This is a genomic window from Nocardioides kongjuensis (genome assembly GCF_013409625.1).
Lineage (GTDB): Bacteria > Actinomycetota > Actinomycetes > Propionibacteriales > Nocardioidaceae > Nocardioides > Nocardioides kongjuensis.
The window spans coordinates 1228865-1248820 of sequence record NZ_JACCBF010000001.1 but is presented as its reverse complement, the minus strand read 5'-3'; the positions used below and the strand labels follow the sequence as shown (position 1 = coordinate 1248820).

General features: G+C 72.0%; 22 protein-coding genes. 9 read left to right on the top strand and 13 right to left on the bottom strand.

What is annotated here, in order from left to right; genetic code table 11:
* Positions 1-207: 207 nt before the first annotated feature.
* Both BJ958_RS05920 and BJ958_RS05915 read right to left on the bottom strand, forming a co-directional pair.
* Entirely contained in the window at positions 208-1554 is a 1347-nt protein-coding gene (locus tag BJ958_RS05920; RefSeq protein ID WP_179725986.1) for a phospholipase D-like domain-containing protein, read from the bottom strand.
* A 70-nt stretch (positions 1555-1624) separates the two neighbouring features.
* A complete protein-coding gene (locus BJ958_RS05915; RefSeq protein ID WP_179725985.1) occupies positions 1625-2173 on the bottom strand; it encodes a hypothetical protein in 549 nt (182 codons plus the stop codon).
* Positions 2174-2317: 144 nt separating this feature from the next.
* Between BJ958_RS05915 and BJ958_RS05910 the strand changes: the two genes are divergently transcribed.
* Positions 2318-3613 (top strand): AAA family ATPase, encoded by a 1296-nt coding sequence (locus tag BJ958_RS05910; RefSeq protein ID WP_179725984.1) that lies wholly within the window; start codon positions 2318-2320, stop codon positions 3611-3613.
* Positions 3614-3644: 31 nt separating this feature from the next.
* On the opposite strand, the gene BJ958_RS05905 is transcribed toward BJ958_RS05910, so the two are convergent.
* Positions 3645-5273 (bottom strand): DNA polymerase Y family protein, encoded by a 1629-nt coding sequence (locus BJ958_RS05905; RefSeq protein WP_246319011.1) that lies wholly within the window; start codon positions 5271-5273, stop codon positions 3645-3647.
* A gap of 8 nt (positions 5274-5281) precedes the next feature.
* The gene (locus BJ958_RS05900) at positions 5282-5887 is read right to left on the bottom strand and encodes a hypothetical protein (protein ID WP_179725982.1); all 606 of its coding nucleotides are present in this window, start codon (positions 5885-5887) and stop codon (positions 5282-5284) included.
* 244 nt (positions 5888-6131) lie between these two features.
* Here BJ958_RS05900 and BJ958_RS05895 point away from each other — a divergent pair, with 244 nt between their 5' ends.
* Positions 6132-7070 carry a type IV toxin-antitoxin system AbiEi family antitoxin domain-containing protein gene (locus BJ958_RS05895; protein WP_179725981.1) on the top strand — a complete coding sequence of 313 codons (939 nt, stop codon included), beginning with the start codon at positions 6132-6134 and terminating at the stop codon, positions 7068-7070.
* 110 nt (positions 7071-7180) lie between these two features.
* On the opposite strand, the gene BJ958_RS05890 is transcribed toward BJ958_RS05895, so the two are convergent.
* Positions 7181-8065, bottom strand: a complete 885-nt coding sequence (locus BJ958_RS05890; protein ID WP_179725980.1) for an SDR family oxidoreductase — start codon at positions 8063-8065, stop codon at positions 7181-7183.
* A 97-nt stretch (positions 8066-8162) separates the two neighbouring features.
* Here BJ958_RS05890 and BJ958_RS05885 point away from each other — a divergent pair, with 97 nt between their 5' ends.
* From BJ958_RS05885 to BJ958_RS05870, 4 genes are read left to right on the top strand one after another with little or no spacing between them, the layout of a single operon-like run.
* On the top strand, positions 8163-8921 hold the full coding sequence (locus tag BJ958_RS05885; protein WP_179725979.1) for an enoyl-CoA hydratase family protein: 759 nt from the start codon (positions 8163-8165) through the stop codon (positions 8919-8921).
* Positions 8921-9820, top strand: a complete 900-nt coding sequence (locus BJ958_RS05880) for a CoA transferase subunit A (RefSeq protein ID WP_179725978.1) — start codon at positions 8921-8923, stop codon at positions 9818-9820. Before BJ958_RS05885 ends, BJ958_RS05880 begins: the two co-directional genes overlap by 1 nt.
* Positions 9817-10572 (top strand): CoA-transferase subunit beta, encoded by a 756-nt coding sequence (locus BJ958_RS05875; protein WP_179725977.1) that lies wholly within the window; start codon positions 9817-9819, stop codon positions 10570-10572. The genes BJ958_RS05880 and BJ958_RS05875 overlap by 4 nt, the downstream gene beginning before the upstream one ends.
* The gene (locus tag BJ958_RS05870; protein WP_179725976.1) at positions 10565-11632 is read left to right on the top strand and encodes an NAD(P)H-dependent flavin oxidoreductase; all 1068 of its coding nucleotides are present in this window, start codon (positions 10565-10567) and stop codon (positions 11630-11632) included. Before BJ958_RS05875 ends, BJ958_RS05870 begins: the two co-directional genes overlap by 8 nt.
* Before the next feature lie 37 nt (positions 11633-11669).
* On the opposite strand, the gene BJ958_RS05865 is transcribed toward BJ958_RS05870, so the two are convergent.
* A complete protein-coding gene (locus tag BJ958_RS05865; protein WP_179725975.1) occupies positions 11670-11996 on the bottom strand; it encodes a hypothetical protein in 327 nt (108 codons plus the stop codon).
* 102 nt (positions 11997-12098) lie between these two features.
* Between BJ958_RS05865 and BJ958_RS05860 the strand changes: the two genes are divergently transcribed.
* Positions 12099-12356, top strand: a complete 258-nt coding sequence (locus BJ958_RS05860; RefSeq protein WP_179725974.1) for a hypothetical protein — start codon at positions 12099-12101, stop codon at positions 12354-12356.
* A 174-nt stretch (positions 12357-12530) separates the two neighbouring features.
* Here BJ958_RS05860 and BJ958_RS05855 read toward each other — a convergent pair whose 3' ends face one another.
* Positions 12531-13520: a GNAT family N-acetyltransferase gene (locus BJ958_RS05855; protein WP_179725973.1), complete on the bottom strand. Its 990-nt coding sequence runs from the start codon at positions 13518-13520 to the stop codon at positions 12531-12533.
* Positions 13521-13572: 52 nt separating this feature from the next.
* Here BJ958_RS05855 and BJ958_RS05850 point away from each other — a divergent pair, with 52 nt between their 5' ends.
* The gene (locus tag BJ958_RS05850) at positions 13573-13947 is read left to right on the top strand and encodes a hypothetical protein (RefSeq protein WP_179725972.1); all 375 of its coding nucleotides are present in this window, start codon (positions 13573-13575) and stop codon (positions 13945-13947) included.
* A 19-nt stretch (positions 13948-13966) separates the two neighbouring features.
* On the opposite strand, the gene BJ958_RS05845 is transcribed toward BJ958_RS05850, so the two are convergent.
* On the bottom strand, positions 13967-14347 hold the full coding sequence (locus tag BJ958_RS05845; protein WP_179725971.1) for a VOC family protein: 381 nt from the start codon (positions 14345-14347) through the stop codon (positions 13967-13969).
* A gap of 69 nt (positions 14348-14416) precedes the next feature.
* Here BJ958_RS05845 and BJ958_RS05840 point away from each other — a divergent pair, with 69 nt between their 5' ends.
* Complete coding sequence (locus BJ958_RS05840) at positions 14417-15136, top strand: PilZ domain-containing protein (RefSeq protein WP_179725970.1); 720 nt, start codon at positions 14417-14419, stop codon at positions 15134-15136.
* 23 nt (positions 15137-15159) lie between these two features.
* On the opposite strand, the gene BJ958_RS05835 is transcribed toward BJ958_RS05840, so the two are convergent.
* The 5 genes from BJ958_RS05835 to BJ958_RS05815 all read right to left on the bottom strand — a co-directional run bounded on the left by BJ958_RS05835 (position 15160) and on the right by BJ958_RS05815 (position 19939).
* Entirely contained in the window at positions 15160-16149 is a 990-nt protein-coding gene (locus tag BJ958_RS05835; RefSeq protein WP_179725969.1) for a hypothetical protein, read from the bottom strand.
* On the bottom strand, positions 16146-16664 hold the full coding sequence (locus tag BJ958_RS05830) for a SigE family RNA polymerase sigma factor (RefSeq protein ID WP_179725968.1): 519 nt from the start codon (positions 16662-16664) through the stop codon (positions 16146-16148). The genes BJ958_RS05835 and BJ958_RS05830 overlap by 4 nt, the downstream gene beginning before the upstream one ends.
* 75 nt (positions 16665-16739) lie before the next feature.
* Positions 16740-17903 (bottom strand): acetyl-CoA C-acetyltransferase, encoded by a 1164-nt coding sequence (locus BJ958_RS05825; protein WP_179725967.1) that lies wholly within the window; start codon positions 17901-17903, stop codon positions 16740-16742.
* Between the two features lie 33 nt (positions 17904-17936).
* The gene (locus BJ958_RS05820; RefSeq protein WP_246319010.1) at positions 17937-18740 is read right to left on the bottom strand and encodes an SDR family oxidoreductase; all 804 of its coding nucleotides are present in this window, start codon (positions 18738-18740) and stop codon (positions 17937-17939) included.
* Complete coding sequence (locus BJ958_RS05815; protein ID WP_179725966.1) at positions 18737-19939, bottom strand: acyl-CoA dehydrogenase family protein; 1203 nt, start codon at positions 19937-19939, stop codon at positions 18737-18739. The genes BJ958_RS05820 and BJ958_RS05815 overlap by 4 nt, the downstream gene beginning before the upstream one ends.
* Positions 19940-19956: the final 17 nt, after the last annotated feature.

The window sequence follows — 19956 nt, the reverse complement described above, 5'->3', positions numbered from 1 at the left end:
GGGCGACACACCGAACGACGGGCACGACGAGCAGCGCGAGGACGACCGGGTCGGCCGGCGTGCCGGACCCTGCCCGAGGAGCAGGAGGCGGGCAGCGACGACCCCGAGGACCAGGCGGCCGCGATCCTGGAGGAGTCCGACGAGCGCACGGACGACCCCGAGGGAACCCGCCGGGACAGCAGCCAGACGCCCGGCGGGTGAGCGGCCTCAGTGGAGCTCGAGCTCCTCGAACGGGTAGTCCTTCGGCGCGAGGAACTCGGTGCCCGGCACGACCCGGCCGTTCGGGTCGGCGGAGCTGACGTAGTTGTTGAGGCTGCGCGGCGCCTGGCGGTAGACCAGGTCCACCCACGCGGCGTACTGCTCCGCCATCGCGGCGTCGTCCCAGAAGATGACGTCCTGCTCGTCGGAGTGCCACCCGAGCTGGGTCCAGTTCTCGCTGCTGGACAGCACGGCGTTGCCGTCGGCGCGTCCGGCGACGTTGCCCTGCACCGACAGCCCCTTCATGTGGACGTAGCGGTCCTTGAACTTGTTGGCCGTCGCACCGGTGATGTAGACCATCTGCTTCGCCGGCAGCCCCCGCAGGATGGTGCGGATCTTCAGCGGCATCATCATGAACACGATGCGCACGTCGCAGCCCGCGTTCGCCAGCTCGCGGACCTTGCGGGCGACCCTGACGCCGCGCTGGTCGCCCCAGACCGCGTTGGCGACGCGCACCTTCGTCCGCCCGCCGGGGACGTTGGTCGCGCCGGTGCACTGGACCTGGTTGAGCACCTTGAGCGCCGGATCGGTCTTCTTCTTGTGGGGCGCGAACATCGAGGTGATCGTCGAGCCGGGGGTCGTGGTGCTCGGCACCGTGAACCGCAGCGGCTTGGCGTTCCGGTCCTTCTTGGCCTGCTTCCACATCGTCATCCAGCCGTCGTAGAGGGGCTGGTTCTCGGTGATCGTGGTCCAGTCGTTGAACTGCTGCACCGCCGCGGCACCCGTGAAGTTGCCGGAGCCCTGCATCGCGATCCACCTCGTCGCGCCCGAGCGGCTCACCAGCATCAGCTTGGAGTGCATCGCGCCGCCCTTGCCGCGACACGTCGAGGAGCACGTGCGGATCCAGCTGCGCAGCTGCTTGGGCCGGTCGGCGTTGCCCTTCGCGAGCGCCCTGCGCAGCGTCGGGTAGGACCGCCCGGGGCCCTGGCTCCTCGCCAGCCCGCGGGACATGATGATCTGCACCGAGACACCGCGCTTGTGGGCGTTGACGAACACCTTCGCCAGCCGCGGCGAGTCGAAGTTCCAGGTCATCAGCCGGATCGACTCCCCCGCCGGGACGTTCTTGACCGTCTTGACGATCCGCCGCTGGATCTTCGTCTTCTTCCTGGCACTGCGGAACGGGTGGTTGAAGACGATCCCCGGCTTCACGACGTACGCCGGGTCGGGGGCGGCCTGCGCCGCCGGCGTACGCCCGGGCCCGGCCACCAGCAGTGCCGCCGCGAGCAGCACCGCGAGCGCCACCGCCACCAACCCCCGCGTCGTACCGACCGTCGACCTGTCCCACACGAACCGCACGATTCCCCACTCTCCTGGTGTCCCGAGGCCTTCCTCCGTAGAGCGTCGGGACCGGGGAATCCGTTACACGTCAGCCCTCCAGCAGCCGGTCGATCTCTGCGAGGACACCCTTGCGGTTCTTGCCGGCGACCTCGCGCTCCCGCAGCCGCCGGAGGTCGTCGGCACCGAGTCCGGCCAGCCGGGGCTTCACCTGCGCCACGGTGAGGGCGTGGAGGTCGGGGAGCACGAGGGGGTCGACGTTGTCGGGGACCGCGGCCGCAGCCGGGGCGGGCTCGGGATCGGGATCGGGACGCCGACGGTTCGGGCGCAGCTGGGGCGGGATCGGCACCTTCGGGACGGGCAGCCTCGGGACAGGCACCTTCGGGACCGGCACCTTCGGGGGTTGCTGGCGCACGGTGTCGAGCACCTGCAGCAGTGCCTGCGAGTAGGCCTTCCCGGTGCTGACCAGCTGGCCGAGCAGGTGGTCGGCCTCGGCGCGGGTCAACGAACCGCGCGAGACGAGGTCGTCCATCAGCCCCTGCAACCGGGTCATCTGGATCGTGACGCTGTGCTCGAGAGCGCCGTGCAGCGCCCGCAGGTTGCGCCCGACGAGGTCAGCCGGCTTCCCGGTCCGTCCCATGCTCTCCTCCAGCGGTTCACGCCCTCCCTCCAGCAGGGTAGGGCGCCGCCGTCCCCGATATCCAGTGGCGACGCAGGCGGACGGCGCCGCACACTGGCCGACTGTGCCCCGTGCCCGTCCCCGACCGAACCGAAGGTGGTGAACATGACCGACATCGACGCTCTCGACCTGCTCGCCGAGACGCCCTCCCCTGCCCTCCGGCTGCTCGCCACCGCGATCGACCGCGAGTTCGCGCGCCGCGAGGAGAGCGCTCCCTCGCCCTACGACCACGCCGCCGCACAGCTCGGTGTCGGCGTCACCGACCTCGTGGTGCTCACCGAGGTGCTGGAGCCGCCGGTCGCCCACGCGGTCGGCCACTGGCTCTTCGAGGCCCAGCTGCGCTGGAGCGCCGAGCACGTCGGCGCCTTCCCGACCCGGCCGGCGACCTCGGAGACCGTGCCGGGTGCACGTGGAGACGTCCGCGCGTTCAACGCGGTCACGATGACGCTGTCGGCCGGGACGCTGGCCGGCGTGCCCGTCGTCGTGCGGCTCGTCCCCGACCGTTTCAGCCCCGAGGTCGAGCTGATCGGCCGGACCCGCGACGCTGACGGGCTCCCCGACGTGCTCGACGGCTTCCTGCGCCGCTGCCGCACCACCGACTCGCCGTACCGCCAGGGCACCTACCGGCTCACCACCGGCAACCGCGGACTGGTCCTCGAGCGGTGGACTCCACCGGCCGCCTCACGCGACCTGCTCAAGCTCGACCCGGGCGTGTGGCACACCGTCGACCGCAGCGTGCACCGCGTGCTGGAGCTCGCACCCGACCTGGCAGCACGCGGGCTCGGGACCAGCACCGGGCTGCTGCTCGTCGGTCCACCGGGCACCGGCAAGACCCAGCTCGGCACGGTGGTGGCCCGCGAGCTGCACGGTACGACGACCGTCCTGGTGCCCGACACCTACGTCACCGAGCACTACCTGACCGAGCTCTTCGGCCTGGCCGCCGACCTGTCGCCCTGCCTGATCCTGATGGACGATCTCGACCTGATCGCGGGCGAGCGCGGGCAGACCAACCCGCACCGGCTGCGCGAGTTCCTCAACGTGATGGACGGCGGGCTCGCCGACCGCAGCGGTGTCGTGGTCATCGCGTCCACGAACGACCACCGCAAGGTCGACAAGGCAGCGCGCCGCTCGTCGCGCTTCGACACGGTCGTCAGGATGGAGGCGCCGGGCGTCGAGGGCCGACTGGCGATCCTCGGGCGCTACCTGGCCTGGTGCACCACCCCGCTCGACCTTCCGGCGGTGGCACGGGCCACCGAGGGCGCGACCGGCGCGGACCTCAAGGAGCTGGTGCGGGCCACGGTCCTCGAGACGCAGGATGCGGTGACCACCGAGGCCCTGCTGGCGCAGGCAGCCGAGGGCGGCTGGCGGCCCTCGGCCCAGGAGGCCGGGCACTACCTGTGATCGCTCGGGTCGGCGCTGAGGCGGTCGTCATTCAGTCATAGGCCGCCTCCACCTCCCAGCTGCCGGGTGCGCGCCAGCACAGCAGCCAGGCCCGTCCGTCCACGCCGACCACCTGGAACCGGGCGGCCCGCCCCGAGCCGGCACCCGAGCCCGCCAACCACCACCCCTCGTCGACCGGCCACGGCCCGGCCCAGGAGGCGACGGGGCACCAGTGCCGCCCGAGCCGGATCCTCCACGGCTCGCCGGTCACCAGTCCGCGTGCGGTGACCGCGACAGGGACCGAGGCCTCGTCGACGACCTCGGCCTCGAGCGGCGTGGCGAAGACCCGGCTCGGTGCGGGCCCGGGGATCCGGCCGGGCCAGGGGCGCTCGACCGGGCGCAGCCCGACCGGCCGCTCGCCCCAGGGAACCAGGGCCTGGCGGTCGGCGGCACCGCGGCCGCCCTGGAGGACCGGGACCCGGACGGCGTCGTACCCGACCATCGCCTGGACCCGGGCGACGCCGCGCACCACCTGCTCCTCCGCGCCGCCACCCCACAGCCCGTCGGCGTGGTCGCCCGCCGGCTCGACGACGTCGGGCAGGAAGCGGACGAGGGTGACCGCGGAGGTGATGGTCTCGCCGGTGCCCTTGCGGCTGCGCAGCCCCGAGGAGGCCATGCCGGCCTGGAGCTGCCAGTGCACCCGGTCGACGAGGTCGCGGGAGGTGAAGCAGCGCGGGTGCAGCCAGGTCCGGGCGGAGACACCCTCCTCGAACTCGGCCTCGATGCGCACGGAGGTCGCCACCAGCTGCCGGTCGGCCAGTCCGGCGACGAACCGCTCGGCGGTGGTGCGGACGCTGAAGGTGACCGCCTCGGCGGAGTCCAGCGGGGGCTCGAAGGCGATCTCGCAGGCCAGCTCGGGCGGTGGGGTGCGCGAGGCAAGCCGGGTCACCTCGCGGCCCTGCACCCGTCGCCACACGTCGGTGCCGTAGCTGCCGAACCGGTTGGCGACCTCGCCGGCACCGAGCCGGGCGAAGTCGGCGAGCAGCACCAGCCCGAGCCGGCGCAGGAGGTCGGCGAGCTCGGCACCCTCCGGCCCGTCGTCGGCGAGGACGGTGACGGGCAGGCCGCGCAGGAACTCCGCCGAGGAACCCGAGGGGACGGAGAGGCAGGACTGGGGCGGCGCCTCCCGCGCGGCACGCTCGGCGGTGTAGAGGTCGTCGGCGGCACCGAACCGGCTGTCCCAGACCCCCGCCTCGACGAGGTGCTCGGCGAGGACCGCCGCCGCGGCCTCCTCCCCACCGATCCGCTCGTCCTGGCCACCGCTCCCACGGCGGGCGAAGTACCGCCCCGGAGCGGGGACGGCGAGCAGGCCGGGCCGCAGCGGCGCCACCCCGGGCCGCACCGCCTCGACGGCGGCCAGCACCGGTTCGAACCACCGGGCGTCGCGGTCGGGGTTGGCGTCGAGGAGCACCACCTCGGGACAGCGTGCCTGGGCATCGCGGCGCCGGTGGCCGCGCCGGACGCCCTCCGCCCGGGCGGCGGCGTTGCACACCACCACCTTGTTGTTGGCCAGGACGACCGCCGGCGCAGCGACGTCGGCGGGCGGGGCATCGTCGGGCATCGCGTCGACCCGTTCGAGCAGCGCCGCGGTCACCGACCAGTCCGGGCACCAGAGCACCATCGTCCGCATCAGAGCACCACGTCCGCCCGCACCGGCATCCGTCCGCCACCGCTCGCGACGAGCGTGGCCCGCCGCTCACGGAGCCGTCCGCGACCGTGGCCGATGCCGTCCCAGGTCACCTGCTCCGCGCTGATCCGCGCCTCGCAGCGGGGCCACTCCCCCTGCACGACGAGCACCGCCGACCTGGCCCGCAGCCGGGCCTCGAGGAGCGAGGCGGACTTCGCGTCGACCCCGCCGGGCGGGCGGAGCACCACGACCTTGAGCACGTCGACCAGAGCGGCGGTCACCTCGAGCCAGTGCTCCCCCGGCGTGGGGACGAGGACCGTGCGCCCGAGCACGATCCCGCGCTGCTGGGCGGCCTCGGCGCCGAAGTCGTCCCAGCCCGCGAACCCGACCCACTCCCCGGCCTGCGAGGCACCGGCAGCCAGCGCCATCCCGAGGCTCGCCGAGTCGACGCCGTAGACCCCGCCGGTGCGCAGCTGGACCAGGCCGGCGAGCGCCGGCAGCACCGGCACCAGCAGCCGGGTCGGACCGCCCTCGAGCGCTGCGATCCGCCCGCGCAGCCGGTCGACCACAGCACGCGGGTCGTCGATCTCGAGGGGGCGAACACTCACCACTCCATGTTCGAACATCTGTTCGAACAAAGCAAGTGGCGCGTCCTCGGGAAGGCCGGTCGGAAGAGTTTCACCGGCCGGCCGGTGAAACTGGCGCTTGGACGAGGATGCATCCTCGGTCCAGCGCTAGTTTCGTCGTCCAAGCCGATCAGTCATCCACAGGCCCCGAGGCGACGTACGACGCCATCCACAGGCGCGGAGGGCGCCCCGAGCGCCAGACCCAGAATCAGGGCAGGCTCCCGGCATGCTCGAGCACCTCATCGACGCCCACGGGATCCTGCTACGTCGCGATGCCATCGCCGCCGGCTCGACGGACACCGCACTGAAGCGTGCGGTGCGCGCCGGGTTCCTGGTGCGGATCCGCCAGGGCGTCTACGTGCTCCGCAGCATCTGGGAGGACGCGGACCCGGTCGCTCGACACCGGCTGCTCCTCGAAGGAGCTCGCCAGCTGTACGACGACAACGTGGCCGCTTCCCACGTCAGCGCCTGCATCGAGCAGGGAGGGCCTGCCTGGGGGCTCGACCTCACCTCGGTCCACTTCACGAGCCTGTACGGCAGGGGCGAGAGGTCCGCGGCCCTGGTCGTCCATCACCGCGGAGAACTCCTCGTCAACGACCTCACGCGCGACGAGCGGGGCTGGCTGACGGCCCCGACTCGCTCCGCCCTGGACACCGCTACGATGACCGACCTCGAACCGGCCGTGGCTGTTCTCGACTGGTACGTCCAAGCAGGTCTCACCACGCTGGACGCACTGTTCGAGACGTACGAGCACCGAATGAGAGCCTGGCCGGACTCGCTCCGCCTCCGCCACGTCCTCGGTCTGGCGGACGGCAGAGCCGAGTCCGTGGGCGAGACGCGAACCCGACTCATGCTCCGCGTCGCGCGCGTGCCAGCGCCGATCGCTCAGTACGAGATCCGTCATCCGAGCGGACGCCTGGCAGGACGGGTCGACTTCGCCTGGCCCGAGCTCAAGGTGATGCTCGAGTTCGACGGCATGGTCAAGTACCACCGGTTCCGCCGTCCCGCCGAGACCATCGAGCAGATGGTGATCCGGGAGAAGCAGCGCGAGGACACACTCCGTGAGCTGACCGGCTGGGTCATGATCAGGATCACCTGGGCCGACCTCGCTCGACCCGAGGCCACCGTCGCACGCATCCTGCGCGCGATGCGCCTGGCAGCCTGAGCGCCCCTCCAGCCACATCTGAGACACCGGGTGAACGAAACTCGCGCTTGGACGAGGAAGCTTCCTCGTCCAAGCGCGAGTTTCACCGGCCGGCCGGTGAAACTGACATCTCAGGCGGTGCCGTACACCGGCTCCGGCGCAGGCGCCTCGGCCAGCAGGTCCCGGAGAGCGGGACCGACCTTCTCGGCCTCCCAGCGCGAGCCGTTGTCGCGCGAGGGGCCGTGGGTCCAGCCGTTCTCGACCGTGATGACCGAGCCGTCGATCTCGATGACTCGACCGGTCACGTCACCGGCCTCCTCCGAGGCAAGCCACGCCACGACGGGCGAGTTGTCCTCGGGCAGCGCCATCGCGGAGGTGTCGAAGGCACCCTCGGTCATCCGGGTCTTGGCGACCGGGGCGATCGCGTTGACGGTGACGCCGTACCGGCCCATCTCCACGGCGGCGACCAGGGTCATCCCGGCGATGCCCGCCTTGGCGGCGGAGTACGTCGTCTGGCCGAGCGAGCCCTGGAGGCCGGCGCCCGAGGAGGTGTTGATCACGCGGGCCGCGCGCTGGCGACCCTCCTTCGCCTCGGCGCGCCAGTAGGCGCCCGCGTGGCGCAGCGGGGCGAAGTGGCCCTTGAGGTGCACGCGCACGACGGCGTCCCACTCCTCCTCGCTGGTGTTGACCAGCATCCGGTCTCGCAGGAAGCCCGCGTTGTTGACCAGGATGTCGAGGCCACCGAAGGTGTCGATCGCCTGCTGGACCATGGCCTCGGCGGCGGCGAAGTCGGCGACGTCCGCGCCGTTGACGACCGCCTGGCCGCCCATCGCCTCGATCTCGGCGACGACCTGGTGCGCGGGCGACTCGTCGGTGCCCTCACCCGCCGCCGACACGCCGAAGTCGTTGACGACCACCTTGGCGCCGTGGCGCGCCAGCTCGAGCGCGTGCGCGCGTCCGATGCCTCGTCCGGCACCGGTCACGATCGCGACCCGGCCCTCCAGCAACCTGCTCACTTCGGTCTCCTCTACGACGTCGGTTCGTCTGCTCCTCGTCCACTCGGACTCGGGACAGGACACACAATACCAAGCAAATGCTTGGTAGCATGGCGGCATGACAGTCACCAGCGAGTTGCGGCCCGACGGGATCCGCGTCGTCACGATGAACGCTCCCCCGGTCAACGCCCTCACCGTCCAGGGCTGGTTCGACGTGGCAGCAGCCCTCGACGAGGCCAGCGCCGACATGGCGACCAAGGTCGTCGTGCTCCGCGCGGAGGGCAAGGGCTTCAACGCCGGCGTCGACATCAAGGAGATGCAGAACACCACCGGGTTCGACGCCCTCCTCGGTGCCAACAAGGGCTGCTTCGCCGCCTTCAAGGCTGTCTACGAGTGCTCGGTCCCCGTCGTCGCGGCCGTCAACGGCTTCTGCGTCGGTGGCGGCGTCGGCCTGGTCGGCAACGCCGACATCGTGGTCGCGAGCGACGACGCGTTCTTCGGCGTGCCCGAGGTCAACCAGGGCGCCCTCGGCGCCGCGACCCACATGGCCCGCCTCGTCCCCCAGCACATGATGCGCACCCTGTACTTCACCGCGCGCACCATCCCCGCCAAGGACCTGGTCCAGTTCGGATCGGTGCTCGAGGTCGTGCCGCGCGAGGACCTGCTCGACGCCGCGCTGAAGGTCGCCGGCGAGATCGCCGCCAAGAACACCAAGGTGATCCGTGCCGCCAAGGAGGCGCTCAACGGGATCGACCCGATCGACGTCAACAAGTCGTACCGCTGGGAGCAGGGCTTCACCTTCGAGCTCAACCTGATGGGTGTCAGCGACGAGCTGCGCGACGACTTCGCCGGCACCGAGAAGGCCAAGGGGGCCTGATGAGCAGCAACCGCAAGCCGCGCGACAAGCGGATGTCGATCGAGGAGGTCGTCGGCAGCCTCGAGAGCGGCATGACCATCGGCATCGGCGGCTGGGGTCCGCGGCGCAAGCCGATGGCCCTGGTCCGCGCGATCTACAACTCCGACCTCACCGACCTCACGATCGTCAGCTGGGGCGGCGCCGACGTGGGCCTGCTGGCGCGCGCGGGCAAGATCCGCAAGCTGGTCTACGCCTTCGTCTCGCTGGACTCGGTCCCGCTCGAGCCGAACTTCCAGCGCGCCCGCCAGTCGGCGTCGATCCCGGAGGTCGTCGAGCTCGACGAGGGCATGTTCCAGACCGGCCTTCGTGCCGCCGCGCAGCGTCTGCCCTTCCTCCCGATGCGCGCCGGCCTCGGCTCCGACGTGCTGGTCAACAACTCGTGGATCAAGACGGTCACCAGCCCGTACGACGAGGGCCACGGTCACGAGGAGCTCGTCGCGGTGCCCGCGCTTAAGCTGGACGTCGCCCTGGTGCACCTCAACCGCGCCGACCAGCACGGCAACGCGTCCTACCTCGGGCCGGACCCGTACTTCGACGACCTGTTCGCCATGGCCGCCGACAAGACGTACCTGAGCGTCGAGGAGGTCGTCGACACCGCCGGCCTCACCGTCGACACGCCGGTCCAGCGGCTGCTGCTCAGCCGGATGATGGTCAGCGGCGTCGTCGAGACGCCCAACGGCGCGCACTTCACCACCTGCACGCCGGACTACGAGCGCGACGAGAGGTTCCAGCGCGCGTACGCCGCCGCCGCGTCCGGCTCCGACGAGGACTGGCAGGCGTTCCACGACCGCTTCCTCGCGGGCGACGAGGCGTCGTACCAGGCAGCCGTCCAGGCCTTCACCGAGGAGAACGCCAAGTGAGCGACTACACCCGCGCCGACGTCTGCGCCGCTGCGATCGCGGACGCCTTCAGCGAGGACGGCGAGATCTTCGCCAGCCCGATGGGCCTGCTGCCGACGCTCGGCGTCCGGCTGGCCCGGCTGACCTCCAACCCCGACCTGGTCATCAGCGACGGCGAGTCGGTGTTCCTCGGCGGCACCCCGCCGCTCGGCGGCAAGGACGTCGTCGAGGGCTGGATCCCCTTCCGCCGCGTGTTCGACGTCGTCGCCTACGGCAAGCGCCACGTGATGATGGGCGCCACCCAGGTCGACCGCCACGGCAACCAGAACATCTCCGCGATCGGCCCGTTCGCCCAGCCCAAGCGCCAGCTGCTCGGCTCGCGCGGCGCCCCGGGCAACACGGTCAACAACCGCACGTCGTACTGGGTCCCGAAGCACTCCTCCCGGGTCTTCGTCGAGCAGGTCGACATCGTCTCCGGCGTCGGCCCGGCGCGCGCCGAGTCCGCCGGCACCGCTGCCTCACGCTTCAACGACATCCACCGGATCGTCAGCAACCTCGGCGTCCTCGACATGGGCGGCGCCGACCACACCATGCGGCTCGTCTCGGTCCACCCGGGCGTGACCGTCGACGAGGTCGTCGCGGCCACCGGGTTCGCCCTCGAGGTGCCGGCCGAGGTGCCGGTGACCCGCGAGCCGTCGTACGAGGAGCTGCTCCTCATCCGCGAGATGCTGGACCCGAAGGGTCTTCGCTTCAAGGAGGTCCCCAATGATTGACCAGCAGATCCGTACGCCGTTCACCGACCTGGTCGGCGTCCCCCACCCGGTGGTGCAGACCGGCATGGGCTGGGTCTCCGGCCCGCGCCTGGTGTCCGGGACCGCCAACGCCGGCGGACTCGGCATCCTCGCCTCGGCGACGATGACCTTCGCCGAGCTCGAGGCCGCGATCATCGAGGTCAAGGGCCGCACCGACAAGCCCTTCGGCGTCAACCTGCGCGCCGACGCCGGCGACGCCGCCGACCGCTGCCAGCTGCTGATCGACCACGGCGTGAAGGTCGCGTCCTTCGCGCTGGCCCCGAAGCCCGAGCTGATCGCGAAGCTCAAGGAGCACGGCATCGTCGTGATGCCCTCCATCGGCGCGGCCAAGCACGCGGTCAAGGTCGCCTCGTGGGGCGCCGACGCCGTGATGGTCCAGGGCGGCGAGGGCGGTGGCCACACCGGTGCCGTCCCGACCACCCTCCTGCTCCCGACCGTCCTCGACGCCGTCGACATCCCGGTCATCGCCGCGGGCGGCTTCTTCGACGGCCGGGGCCTGGCCGCGGCGCTGTCGTACGGCGCCGCCGGTGTCGGCATGGGCACCCGCTTCCTGCTCACCCGCGACTCCGCGGTCCCGCAGGCGGTCAAGGAGCTGTACCTGTCGAAGGGCCTCTCCGACACGATCGTCACGACCAAGGTCGACGGCATGCCCCACCGGATGCTGCGCACGGACCTCGTCGAGTCGCTCGAGGAGACCTCCGCCGTACGCCGTCTCGGGCCCACCGCCCGGCGCACCCTGGAGTTCAAGAAGTCCTCCGGGATGTCGTGGACCCAGCTGCTCAAGGACGGCCGCTCCATGAAGAAGGCGCAGGGCCGCACCCTGGGTCAGATGGCACTCGCCGCCAACACCCCGACCATGCTGCGCGCTGGCCTGGTCGAGGGCGACACGTCCGCCGGCGTGCTCGCCAGCGGCCAGGTCGTGGGCGTGATCGACGACCTGCCGTCGTGCGAGGAGCTGATCGAGCGGATCGTCGTCGAGGCGGCTGGCGAGCTGAAGCGGGCGTCGTCGTACGTCGTGTGACGACGTGCTGATGTCATGACGCCGAGGGCGCGACTGGTCAGTCCGGTCGCGTCCTCGCTGCCTCGTGCTGCATCCGACGCTCGTGGAGGCGCTGCTCGGCCTCGGGCAGGAACTCGAGGCAAGGCGCGTCACTGGCCGGGTGCTGCTCCTTGAGGTGGAAGACCCAGCGGTCCATCGCGGCCATGAACCCGTTGTCGGTGCCGGGGCGGTAGGCCGACCACGGTCGGTGCCCCTTGGCCGTGCACTCCGAACAGCTGATCTTGTAGACGAACTGGTCGTCGGCGCCTACCTCGATCCGCACCCGTGCCAGCGGGCCGGCCTGCATCGCGGCCTTGCGCTCGCGCGCGGATCGACTCGCCACCATCTGCCCACCTCATCTCGTTCCGATCGCCGAGCCTAACGACCCGCTCGGCGAGGTGTCGGACCACTCCCCTAGGGTCGATCAGGTGAGCCGCCGATGAGCAAGATGGACGCAGTACGCGCGATGCGCGAAGCCCGCTACGCCGAGGCCCAGGCCCGTGCGGGCCGCCCCGCACCGACCTCGCGGGCCGCCAAGCCTGCCAAGGCCGAGCCGGCGAAGGCGACCCCATCGAAGGCACCGGCCAAAGCCGCGCCGGCGGCAGCGGAGACGGACGACGGCGCGCTGTGCGGCCACCGCAACATCAGCGGGCGCACCTGCACCCGCGAGCGTGGACACGCAGCCAAGTCGCACCGCTACTCGTAGGACACGCCGCGCAACGGCTCTGTCGTGGGTCTTGTCCTGCGCTCGCCGCATGGGCGTGGCCACGAGCCCCCGCTGGGACGATCGAGCGGCGAGAGGTTCACCCGGGAGTACCCGGCCTGCGTACCCTCACAGTCCGTCACGGACCCGACAAGGTGCGCCTTGTGCAGGGACTGGTCAGTCCAGCGAGCGCTGGTAGGCCCACTCCCGGCCCATGACCCGGTAGCCGAGAACCTCGTTCACGCCGATCATGTGGTCGTTCGACTCGGCGTTCCAGGTGTCGATCCGCGCAAGCCCCGGCTCGGCCTCGGCGAGCCAGCGGAGCATGCCGATCTTGAGCAGCAGCCCCAGCCGGTGGCCGCGGTGCGGTCGGGTGACCGTCGTGTCGTCCTGCTGGCCCCAGGCGGGGTCGGCGGCGAGCACACCGACGCACGTCTGGCCGGCCAGCTCACCGGACGGCAGGTGGCGGGCGACGAGCCGGTACTGCCGGAAGCCCCGGGCCGCCCAGCCCACCTCGTAGGCACGCATCCGCACGGGCGTGAACACCTCGTCCTCGTAGTCGAGGTCGTCGGTCGGGGCGTCGTTGATCGAGCTCGCCATGGCGGCGAGGTCGTCGAGGCGGTCCTCGGGGGTCGGCGTGGGCCAGCGCTCGAGGGCGTAGTCGGCGGCGTGGGTCAGCGCGTCGTCGTACCTCTTCGCGAGGTCGGCCCGGTCGATGTCGGCGAGCAGCTGGCGCCGGTTGATCGCAGCGAGGCGCCGCTCGAAGCCATGGCGTGCGGCGAACCCGTCGCCGGCCACGCTCTCCCAGGCCTCGGTCATCAACAGGGTGCGCCCTCGACGTCGCGCCTCGGCGTGGAGCACGTCGAGCAGCGCTGTGCCGTGGCCGCGCCGACGGTGGTCGGGGTGCACGCCGAGGGTGAGGAAGGCGAGGTCGTGGTTGTCGTACTCACTGGTCGCGATCGAGCCCCAGGCGACGACGGTGCCGTCCACCCGCAGCAGGTACGGCGACTCCGGCTCGCCGTCCCAGCCGTGCCGGAAGCGCGCGTCGGCCTGCGCCAACGAGTCCGGCATGGCCCAGGGCGCGTCGGCAGCCCTGATCGCGTCGGTCAGGCCGGTCCAGGCGAGGAGGTCCTCGCGATCGTCGGGACCGAAGGGGCGGATGTCCATGGCACCAGCCTCCGATGCGGCCGGCGCCGGTGCCACTGGATATCCTGAGGCCGTGAACCAGACGTCGCCGCAGGGGTCGAGCCCGAGCGCAGCCGCCCCCCGCCGCCGTCACCTGATGGACCCGAACGCGCCTCGCAAGGCACCGGACCCCAAGGACATCGAGCGCCTCCAGCGCGTGCAGCGCCGAGTGGTCTCGGTGCTGGTCATCACCACGATCTTCCACCTCTCGGCGGGCTTCGTGATCGCGGCCGACCACGTCGCCGCGGACCGGACCGACGCCCGGATCGGCCTCAACGTCATCGCTGCGGCGTTCATGGTCGGCGGCATCGCGGCCACGCTCGTCATCAACGGCCGCTCCTGGCGCTCGCCCTGGCTGCTGCTGGGCCTGGTCCCGGCGATCGTCGGCATCTGGTGGACGGTGCTCTGAGCACCGCCCACCGCCGGGCTCACGCCTCGGCGACGTAGCCGTGGAACACGGCCTCGACGTTGTTGCCGTCGAGGTCGCGGACGAACACCCCGTAGTAGCCGGGGTGGTACTCCGGCCAGTGCCGCGGCTCGTGCAGCACCTCGACGCCCGCCGCGACGGCTGCCTCGTGGAAGGCGTGCACGGCCGCGACGTCTGCGGCCTTGAACGCGACGTGGACCTCGCGCTGCGGCGGCATGTCGGCGTAGCTGCTCAGCCAGAAGGCGGGGTCGCCCTCCGGCCCGTAGCCCACGGCGACGTCGTAGTCGAGGACCCGCCCGTAGCCGAGAGGGGCGAGGACCTGGTCGTAGAAGGTCTTGGACGCGGCGAGGTCGGCGCAGTTGATGCCGAGGTGATCGATCATGCGCCCATCGAAGCAGTCCGGTCCGACACTCGTCCTCAGGTACGACCGTCCGCGGCCGATCGGTTCGGCATGCAGCACACGGACGTCCAGCCCGACCTGCATCCGACGGTCCTGCAGACGGTGGCGCTGACCCTGCGGCCGACCGCCGGCGACCCGGTGGCACTGGAGACGAAGGTGCTCGACCTCGAGCCGCAGCCCGACGGGTCGACCACGCTGGTCGTCGCCTGTCCGGTCGGCCTGGACCCCCACGAGCACCACTTCGACGTCACCCTGGCGTGGACCTACCCGCTCGGACGCATGGAGTGCCCGGTGAGCACCCGACCCGGCCGGCGGGCCTACGGCGAGGTCTGGCTGCTCCGCCCGAGCTCACCGCCCGCACGCCTGCAGCAGCGCTCGTTCTTCCGCGCCCGGATCTCGATGCCGGTGCTGCTGCGCTGGACGCCGGAGGTCGAGGAGACCTCGGCGGACGCTGCCCCCGACCAGCCCGAGCACCCCGAGCACCCCGAGCACCCCGAGCACCTCGAGCTCCTCGGCGTGGTCGTCGACGTCAGCGAGGGCGGTCTGCTGGCGACCGTCCGCACCGAGCCGCCGCCCGTCGGGACGAGTGTCGAGGCGACGACCCGGATCGACGGCGACAACCTGGTCCAGGAGGCCCGGGTGGTGCGCCACGTCCGCTTCGCCAGCGGCGGGCTCGGCGTCGCGATCGCCTTCGTGGACCCGAGCGTGCACGGTGACCGGATCCGGCGGCTGGTCTTCGAGACCGAGCGCCGCCGACGCCGGCGCCGCTGACCCGGGCCCCGGCGAGACCGGTCTCAGCGCACCTCGCAGTCGACCGGGTCCTTGCACTCGCGCAGCGGGTGGTCCTCGATCACCTCGCCCGCGGCGTCGTAGGCGATCACCCGGGCCAGGGGCCCCGCGACCTCGCCGTAGAACATCGACTCGCCGGGGACCAGGGTGCCGGCCAGCACGGTTCCCTCCACGCGGGTGCCGTCGGTCCCGATGAACACCGCCCGCGCGACATCGGTGCCGTCCAGGCCCGCGATCCCGAGCGTGCCGTCCGCTCCGTCGACGGAGGCGCGCGTCGTGAACACCTCCATCGGGGCGCCCGGCTCGAGGAACCGCTCGGTGCCCATCCCCCACTGGTAGGCCCAGGCGTCACCCTGGCGCGTCACCACCGCCGGGTGGCAGGTCTCGCCCGCGGGCGGGTCTGCGGCGCCCTCGGTCGTGACGCAGCCGAGGTACTGCGGCCCGAGGTCGACCCCGACGCCGGTGAGGTCGGTCGTACCGACGGGATAGCCGGTCTCCTCGTCGCCCTGGTCCTTCTCGAGAGCCTCGGTGCCGTCGTACAGCCAGGCCGGGACGTCCTTGCGCTTGAACATGGTCACCCCCGCGTAGCTCTCCTCGGGCAGCGCGACGGCCTGCCCGTGGACCTGAGCCGGCATGTCGGGGCCGAGGCCACGCGCGCCGGGCGCGGGGATCGAGACCATCGTCGGCGAGACCTGCTGCGCACCGGGGATCTCGGTCAGCGCGCGCCGGGCGAGGTCGGAGAGCCCGGCCCGAGCCGACGCAACGACCTTGGGAGGCCCGGCCGGGTCGGCGGCGCGCTCGGTGCCGCCCGTGACCGCCACCGCGACGACGGTGACGAGCGCCGCGCCGGCGACCACGCTGCCGGCCGTACCGGCGCGCCGCAGCCGGCGGCGACCGCGCCCCCGGCGGCGGATCAGGTCCAGGTCGGGGCCGGGCCCGGACGGCCCGTGCCCGGTCAGCAGCTGCTCCAGCTCGGCGACGGTTCGATCGCTCACAACGCACCCCTCAGCTCGTCGGTGTCCTCGGTGATCGACACCCGCAGCTTCGCGAGCGCGCGCGACAGCGCGCTCTTGACGGTGCCCGGAGCGATGCCGAGCTCGGCCGCGACCGCGGCCTCGCTCAGGTCGCAGTAGTGGCGCAGGACCACCACCCGCCGCTCGCGCTCGCTCAGCCCGGCGAGCAGGCGCACGACCTGGTCGCGGTCCTCGACCGTCGCCGCGGACGTGGACCCGCCCGCCGTCGGTACGACGGCCAGCGCGGCGTCCCCGACCTCCACGACCCGCTTGCGGCGCAGGCGGTCGACGTTGAGGTTGAGCAGCACGCGCCGCGCGTACGCCGGCGCGTCACCGGCCCGCACCCGGCTCCACGAGGAGTAGGTGCGGACCAGTGCCGCCTGCGCGAGGTCCTCGGCGAGATGGTGGTCGCCCGTCAGCAGGTAGCCGATCCGGTGCAGCCGTGGCCACGCCGTCGTCGCGAACTCGTCGAACGCGTCGTCACGCTGGTTGCGCATCGCGGCTCCTTTCAGGTGTCACCCTCCCTTACGCAGGGAGGGGACCCCGGGGTTCCGCGGTGACGCGCAGGGATTTCAGAGACGCTCGATGATGGTGACGTTGGCCTGGCCGCCGCCCTCGCACATGGTCTGCAGGCCGTAGCGGCCGCCGGTGCGCTCGAGCTCGTTGAGGAGGGTGGTCATCAGGCGGGCCCCGGTGGCGCCGATCGGGTGTCCGAGGGCGATGCCTCCGCCGTTGACGTTGACCTTCTCGTGCGGCGCGCCGGTCTCCTTCATCCAGGCCAGCACGACCGAGGCGAAGGCCTCGTTGCACTCGAACAGGTCGATGTCGTCGATCGTCATGCCGGCCTTGGCGAGCGCGTGCTTCGTGGCCGGGATCGGGCCGGTGAGCATCCAGACGGGGTCGTCGCCGCGCACGGACAGGTGCACGATCCGGGCCCGGGGCGTCAGCCCGTGGTCCTTGACGGCCTGCTCGGAGGCGATGAGCACCGCGGCGGAGCCGTCGCAGATCTGCGAGGCGACGCCGGCGGTGATCCGGCCGCCGGGGGCGAGCGGCTCGAGCCCGGCCATCTTCTCCAGCGAGGTGTCGCGCGGGCACTGGTCGGTGTCGAAGACGCTGCCGTCCTCCAGGACGTACGGCGCGATTTCGCTCGCGAACCGGCCCTCGGCGATGGCCGCCTTGGCCCGCTCGTGCGAGGCCAGCGCGAACCTCTCCATGTCCTCGCGGGACACGTCCCACTTCTCCGCGATCATCTCGGCCGAGCGGAACTGGCTGACCTCCTGGTCGCCGTACCGCTTGATCCAGCCCGGGGACTCCGCGAACGGCGTGGTGAAGCCGTACTGCTGGCCGACCATCATCGCGGCCGAGATCGGGATGGCGCTCATGTTCTGCACGCCGCCGGCGACGACGAGGTCCTGGGTGCCGGACATGACGCCCTGTGCCGCGAAGTGCACGGCCTGCTGGGACGAGCCGCACTGGCGGTCGATGGTGACACCGGGGACGTGGTCGGGCAGGCCCGCGACCAGCCAGGCGGTGCGGGCGATGTCGCCGGCCTGCGATCCGATGGTGTCGCAGCAGCCCAGGATCACGTCGTCGACCGCACCCGCGTCGATCCCGGTGCGCTCGACGAGGGCGGCGAGCGAGTGCGCGCCGAGGTCGGCGGAGTGGACCCCGGCGAGCGCGCCACCGCGCTTGCCCACCGCGGTGCGGACCGCGTCGACGATGTAGGCCTCAGCCATGACAGGACTCCTTGCGTAGAGGGGTGGACGAGCTCAGGCGTGCTGGCTGCTGACGGAGATGACCTCGCCCGTCAGGTACGACGAGTAGTCGCTCGCGAGGAAGACCATCACGTTGGCGACCTCCCACGGAGCGGCGGCGCGGCCGAAGGCCTCGCGCTGCTTGAGCTCGACGAGCAGCTCGGGCGAGGTCACCTTCTCGAGGAACGGGTGCATGGCCAGCGAGGGCGAGACCGCGTTGACGCGGATGCCGTGGGGCGCGAGGTCGAGCGCGGAGCAGCGGGTCAGCGCCATCACTCCGGCCTTGGCGGCGGCGTAGTGGGCCTGGCCCTCCTGCGCGCGCCAGCCGATGACGGAGGCGTTGTTGACGATGACGCCCTTCTTGCCGGCGGCGACGAAGCGCTGGCCGACCGCGCGAGTCGCCCGCATGGTGCCGGTCAGGGTGATGTCGATGACCCGGTTCCAGGTCTCGTCGGTGACCTCGAGGATCGAGTCGGTGCCGCCGAGGCCGGCGTTGTTGATCATGACGTCGACGCCGCCGAACTCCTCGGCCGCGTCGAGCAGGGCGGCGATGTCCTCCTCCCTGGTGACGTTGCAGACCAGCTGGCGGACCCGGTCGGCGCCGAACTCGGCGGCCAGCGCCTCCTCGGCCTCGGCCAGGCGACGCTCGTGGGTGTCGCTGAAGACGACCGCCCTGGCACCCTCCTCCAGCGCCCTGCGCACGACGGCCGCACCGATCCCGGCACCGGCGGCGGCGGTCACGACGACCACCTTCCCGGCGAGCAGGTCGTGCCCGGGGACGTAGTCGGGGGTCGGCTGCTCGGGTCGCATCGCAGTCATCCGCGGGGCTCCTTCGGTAGGCCGAGCACGCGCTCGGCGAGGATGTTTCGTTGGATCTCGTCGCTGCCGCCGTAGATCGTGTCAGCACGCGAGAAGAGGAAGAGTCGCTGGTGGTCGTCGAGGTCGTACGACGACCCGCCGCGCGTCAGCAGGCCACCGCGGCCGGCGACGTCCATGGCCACCTCGCCGAGGGTGCGGTGCCAGGTCGCCCACGCCAGCTTGAAGATCGAGCCAGCGCCACCGCCGGCTGCCGAGTCCTGGCCGCCCTCGACGAGCGCCAGCGCGCGCAGGGCGAAGCTGCGGATCACGGCGAGCTCGGTCTTGAGGGCCGCGAGCCGGTCGCGCACGACCGGGTCGTCGATCGAGCCGTTCTCCTTCGCGCGGGCCACCACGGTCTCGAGCTCGCGGGCGAACCCGACGGTCTGGCCGAGGGTGGACACGCCGCGCTCGAAACCGAGCAGGCCCATCGCCACGCCCCAGCCGCGTCCGGGCTCGCCGACCACGAGGTCGCCCGCGGTGCGGGCGCCGGTGAAGAAGACCTCGTTGAACTCCGAGCCGCTGGTGAGCTGCTCGATCGGGCGCACCTCGACGCCGTCCTGGCGCAGCGGCACGAGCAGGAAGGACAGTCCCTGGTGGCGCTGCGACCCAGCCTCGGTGCGAGCGACGACGAAGCACCAGTCGGACAGGTGGGCCAGCGACGTCCAGACCTTCTGCCCGTCGACCACCCACTCGCCGGTCGCCTCGTCGAGGCGGGCACGGGTCTGCACGTTGGCGAGGTCGGACCCGGCGCCGGGCTCGGAGTAGCCCTGCGCCCACAGCTCGCGCACGGCGACGATCTCGGGCAGGAAGCGCTGCTGCTGCTCGGGCGTGCCGAACGCGATCAGCGTCGGGCCGAGGAGCTGCTCGCCGAGGTGGTTGACGCCGGCCGGGGCGTTCGACCGCGCGTACTCCTCGTGGAAGATCACCTGCTGCCACAGGGACAGGCCGCGGCCGCCGTGCTCGGTGGGCCAGCCGACCGCGGTCCAGCCGTGCTCGGCGAGGTGGCGGTTCCAGGCCAGGCGCTCGTCGTGCGCCTCGTGCTCGCGCCCGGGGCCGCCGAGTCCGCGCAGCGCCGCCCACTCGCCGGTCAGGTGGTCGCCGAGCCATTCCCGGATCTCGGCGCGGAAAGCGCGGTCCTCAGGCCCCTCGGTCAGGTTCATGGCTGGTACCCTACCAA

What these genes read in the sequence shown, in the direction of transcription:
- BJ958_RS05915 (WP_179725985.1), bottom strand. Translation starts at nt 2,173, where the DNA reads ATGGGACGGACCGGGAAGCCGGCTGACCTCGTCGGGCGCAACCTGCGG.
- BJ958_RS05910 (WP_179725984.1), top strand. Translation starts at nt 2,318, where the DNA reads ATGACCGACATCGACGCTCTCGACCTGCTCGCCGAGACGCCCTCCCCT.
- BJ958_RS05905 (WP_246319011.1), bottom strand. Translation starts at nt 5,273, where the DNA reads ATGGTGCTCTGGTGCCCGGACTGGTCGGTGACCGCGGCGCTGCTCGAA.
- BJ958_RS05895 (WP_179725981.1), top strand. Translation starts at nt 6,132, where the DNA reads ATGCTCGAGCACCTCATCGACGCCCACGGGATCCTGCTACGTCGCGAT.
- BJ958_RS05885 (WP_179725979.1), top strand. Translation starts at nt 8,163, where the DNA reads ATGACAGTCACCAGCGAGTTGCGGCCCGACGGGATCCGCGTCGTCACG.
- BJ958_RS05880 (WP_179725978.1), top strand. Translation starts at nt 8,921, where the DNA reads ATGAGCAGCAACCGCAAGCCGCGCGACAAGCGGATGTCGATCGAGGAG.
- BJ958_RS05870 (WP_179725976.1), top strand. Translation starts at nt 10,565, where the DNA reads ATGATTGACCAGCAGATCCGTACGCCGTTCACCGACCTGGTCGGCGTC.
- BJ958_RS05865 (WP_179725975.1), bottom strand. Translation starts at nt 11,996, where the DNA reads ATGGTGGCGAGTCGATCCGCGCGCGAGCGCAAGGCCGCGATGCAGGCC.
- BJ958_RS05860 (WP_179725974.1), top strand. Translation starts at nt 12,099, where the DNA reads ATGGACGCAGTACGCGCGATGCGCGAAGCCCGCTACGCCGAGGCCCAG.
- BJ958_RS05855 (WP_179725973.1), bottom strand. Translation starts at nt 13,520, where the DNA reads ATGGACATCCGCCCCTTCGGTCCCGACGATCGCGAGGACCTCCTCGCC.
- BJ958_RS05845 (WP_179725971.1), bottom strand. Translation starts at nt 14,347, where the DNA reads ATGATCGATCACCTCGGCATCAACTGCGCCGACCTCGCCGCGTCCAAG.
- BJ958_RS05840 (WP_179725970.1), top strand. Translation starts at nt 14,417, where the DNA reads ATGCAGCACACGGACGTCCAGCCCGACCTGCATCCGACGGTCCTGCAG.
- BJ958_RS05830 (WP_179725968.1), bottom strand. Translation starts at nt 16,664, where the DNA reads ATGCGCAACCAGCGTGACGACGCGTTCGACGAGTTCGCGACGACGGCG.
- BJ958_RS05825 (WP_179725967.1), bottom strand. Translation starts at nt 17,903, where the DNA reads ATGGCTGAGGCCTACATCGTCGACGCGGTCCGCACCGCGGTGGGCAAG.
- BJ958_RS05820 (WP_246319010.1), bottom strand. Translation starts at nt 18,740, where the DNA reads ATGACTGCGATGCGACCCGAGCAGCCGACCCCCGACTACGTCCCCGGG.
- BJ958_RS05815 (WP_179725966.1), bottom strand. Translation starts at nt 19,939, where the DNA reads ATGAACCTGACCGAGGGGCCTGAGGACCGCGCTTTCCGCGCCGAGATC.